At 58.8% G+C, this 3,083-nt stretch carries 4 protein-coding genes; all 4 read left to right on the forward strand.

Going from position 1 to position 3,083, the window contains the following annotated elements:
• Positions 1-301, forward strand: a 301-nt coding sequence (locus AQS70_RS08290; protein ID WP_162233889.1) for an urease accessory protein UreE, incomplete at its 5' end; no start/stop codon positions are given.
• Positions 298-972, forward strand: a complete 675-nt coding sequence (locus AQS70_RS08295) for an urease accessory protein UreF (protein ID WP_055102374.1) — start codon at positions 298-300, stop codon at positions 970-972. The genes AQS70_RS08290 and AQS70_RS08295, both read left to right, overlap by 4 nt.
• A gap of 9 nt (positions 973-981) precedes the next feature.
• Entirely contained in the window at positions 982-1,593 is a 612-nt protein-coding gene (gene ureG, locus AQS70_RS08300; protein ID WP_055102375.1) for an urease accessory protein UreG, read from the forward strand.
• 131 nt (positions 1,594-1,724) lie between these two features.
• Positions 1,725-2,858 carry an AGE family epimerase/isomerase gene (locus AQS70_RS08305; protein ID WP_055102376.1) on the forward strand — a complete coding sequence of 378 codons (1,134 nt, stop codon included), beginning with the start codon at positions 1,725-1,727 and terminating at the stop codon, positions 2,856-2,858.
• Positions 2,859-3,083 lie beyond the last annotated feature (225 nt).

The following is a 3,083-nucleotide window of genomic DNA, read 5'->3' on the forward strand; positions in this document are numbered from 1 at the left end:
GGGCGCCAGCCCCGAAAACCTGCTGCACGTGACATGTCTCAACACCTTTGAGCTGACCCGCGCGGCCTATCATTTGGGTAACCGCCACGTGGCTTTGCAAGTGGGTGATAGCTGGCTGCGCTTGCTGGATGACTACGTACTCAAGGCGATGTTGGAACAGTTGGGCGCACATACTGAGTCTATTGAGGCGCCCTTCCACCCCGAACACGGTGCTTACGGCGGTGGGCATCATCATTCACGTGCTGGCGAAGAAGACTTCAACTACGCCCCGCGCCTGCATCAATTTGGTGTGCGTTTGTGAGTCCGGCATGGGCGCTATTGCGTCTGGCCAGCCCGCAGCTGCCCATTGGCGGTTACAGCTACTCCCAAGGGCTGGAAATGGCTGTGGACGAAGGTCGCGTGACCAACTCGGCCCGCGCTGCACGTTGGATCCGTGACCAGTTAATGCTCAACCTCGCACGCTTTGAGGCGCCGCTGCTGCTTGCCCATTGCCAGGCCGCCACGGACCACGACTGGCCGACGTTGCAGCGACTGTGCGACGAACACCGCGCCAGCCGTGAAACTCGCGAACTGCATCTGGAGAGCCGCCAAATGGGCTATTCCTTGCAGCAACTGCTCAACGGCTTACCCGAACTGGATGACCCCGCCCGCCTGTTTCTCACTCAACAACATGAGCCGCATCTGGCACTCGGTTGGGCGTTGGCCGCTCGCGCTTGGGGCATCAGCCCACAAGATGCCCTCGCCGCTTGGTTGTGGAGCTGGCTGGAAAACCAGCTCGCGGTGTTGATGAAAACCCTGCCGCTGGGCCAACAGGCGGCTCAGCGCCTAACCAGCGAGTTATCGCCCACGTTGCAGCAGACCCAGCAGCAAGCCAGTTCACTCGACGTATCCCACTTGGGCAGTGCCGCTTTCGGACTTTCTTTGACAAGCATGGCCCACGAGCGCCAGTACAGCCGCCTATTTCGTTCCTAGGAGAATGCAATGAACACACAACCCTTGCGCGTCGGCATCGGTGGCCCGGTGGGCTCCGGCAAAACCGCATTGACCTTAGCCCTGTGCCTGGCACTGCGTGACAAGTACAACTTGGCAGTGGTCACAAACGACATTTATACCCGCGAAGACGCAGACTTTTTGGTGCGTAATGAAGCACTGGCGCCTGAGCGCATCATGGGCGTCGAAACCGGTGGTTGCCCACACACGGCGATCCGCGAAGACGCCTCGATTAACCTTGAGGCCGTGGATCAACTGAACCGACGCTTTCCGGGGCTGGACTTGATTCTGGTCGAGTCGGGTGGGGATAACTTATCGGCCACTTTTAGCCCGGAGCTGTCCGATCTGACTATCTACGTTATCGACGTCTCAGCAGGCGATAAACTGCCGCGCAAGGGCGGGCCAGGTATCTGTAAGTCAGACTTGCTGGTCATCAACAAAATCGACCTCGCGCCACTGGTCGGCGCTTCGCTGGAGTTGATGAACAGCGATACCCAACGCATGCGCGGCGGCAAACCGTTTGTGTTCAGTAACCAAAAGACCGGACATGGTCTAGACACCATCGTGGCGTTTATCGAGAAACAGGGCTTGCTGATTTCTTAACATCGCGAGCTGCCGAAGGCTGCGATCTTTAGATGTTCAAGACCTAAAGATCGCAGCCTTCGGCAGCGCCTACGGGGATACTGACGGTGTATCATGTCGCGCAAACGCCCCAGCCGTGACGACGCCCGCCGATGAGTGATGTAGCCAATACCTCTTTTTCACCTGAACTGAGCGCAACCTTTGCGGCCGTACAGGCGCATTTTCGTCAGATCATCGTGCCGCTATGGCAAGTCCCCGGCTGGAACGCCGAGCTGGCGCTGCCTTATGAAGCCCTCAGCCCCACGCATCAACCGCTGGCACCCCAGCGCTATCGCGCCATGGCCTGTGCACGGCAGCTGTATGTATTCGCCAGCCTGATCGACGACCCGGCCTTTCCCGGCGCTGCCGACCGTGCGGCGGCGCTGTTTCGTTCGCTGAAAAGACACTTTCACGACGCCGACCATGGCGGCTGGTTCTACAGCATCGACCCGCACGGCGCGCCGCTGGATCAACGCAAAGACTTATACACCCACGCGTTCATCATCTTCGCCTGCGCCCATTACTGGGCCAAGGTGCGCGAGCCATTGGTCGAATCGGTGCTCAATGCCGCACTGCAAGTGGTGGCCGAGCGTTTCAGTGATGGCAACGGTTTATATGAAGCCAGCCTCGATCAAGACTGGTCATCACTGGGCAGCGGCCCTTTGCAAAATCCGTTGATGCACTTGGCCGAAGCCTTCTTAGCGACGTTGTCGGTGCGCAACGACGAGCCTGTGCAGAACGCCTTGCTAGCGTTGGCTGACGGCATGCAACAGCGCTTTATCGAGCCTGTGCATAACGTGATGCTGGAGAAGCCACGCGGGGCTGTGGATAACTGGTTTGAGCCGGGGCATCAGTTTGAATGGCTGTTTTTGCTGGCGTCCTCGCCCCTGCTGCGTCAGACCTCCCTGCATGCTTCGCTGGACCGCGCGTTTAGCTTTGCAGAACAGGTCGGTGTAGACCCGCATACCGGCGCGGTGTGCGGCATGCTGGCCCCGGATGGCAGCTTACGCGATGGCACCCAACGCATCTGGGCCCAAGCCGAATACCTGCGCGCCCTGACCTTACGCCCCGACGGCTTGGCCCGAGTGCAACACCAATTGCTGGCATTGCAACAACGCTTTTTGCACCCTAGCGGCTGGTACGAGTGCCGCGACAGCGACGGTAAGGTCAGTCGTGCCGACATGCCATCAACCACGCCATACCACTTGGCCACCTGCTACAGCGGCTTGGCTGACGCTCTCGCGTAGGAGCTGCCGCAGGCTGCGAGCTTTTGATCCTTAAAAGCAAAAGATCGCAGCCTTCGGCAGCTCCTACGAAAAGCTAAAGCAGCGCGGTGAAAAGCCGAAACAGCCCTGGACTGCCCCCAAAAAGTTGGACACATATCCAACTTTTTGGGGTTTCAACATGAGCAAGTACACAGAGCAATTTAAGCTCAACGCCATCAAGGCTTATCTTGATGGCACTAAGGGTCT

This window comes from Pseudomonas endophytica (genome assembly GCF_001411475.1).
Lineage (GTDB): Bacteria > Pseudomonadota > Gammaproteobacteria > Pseudomonadales > Pseudomonadaceae > Aquipseudomonas > Aquipseudomonas endophytica.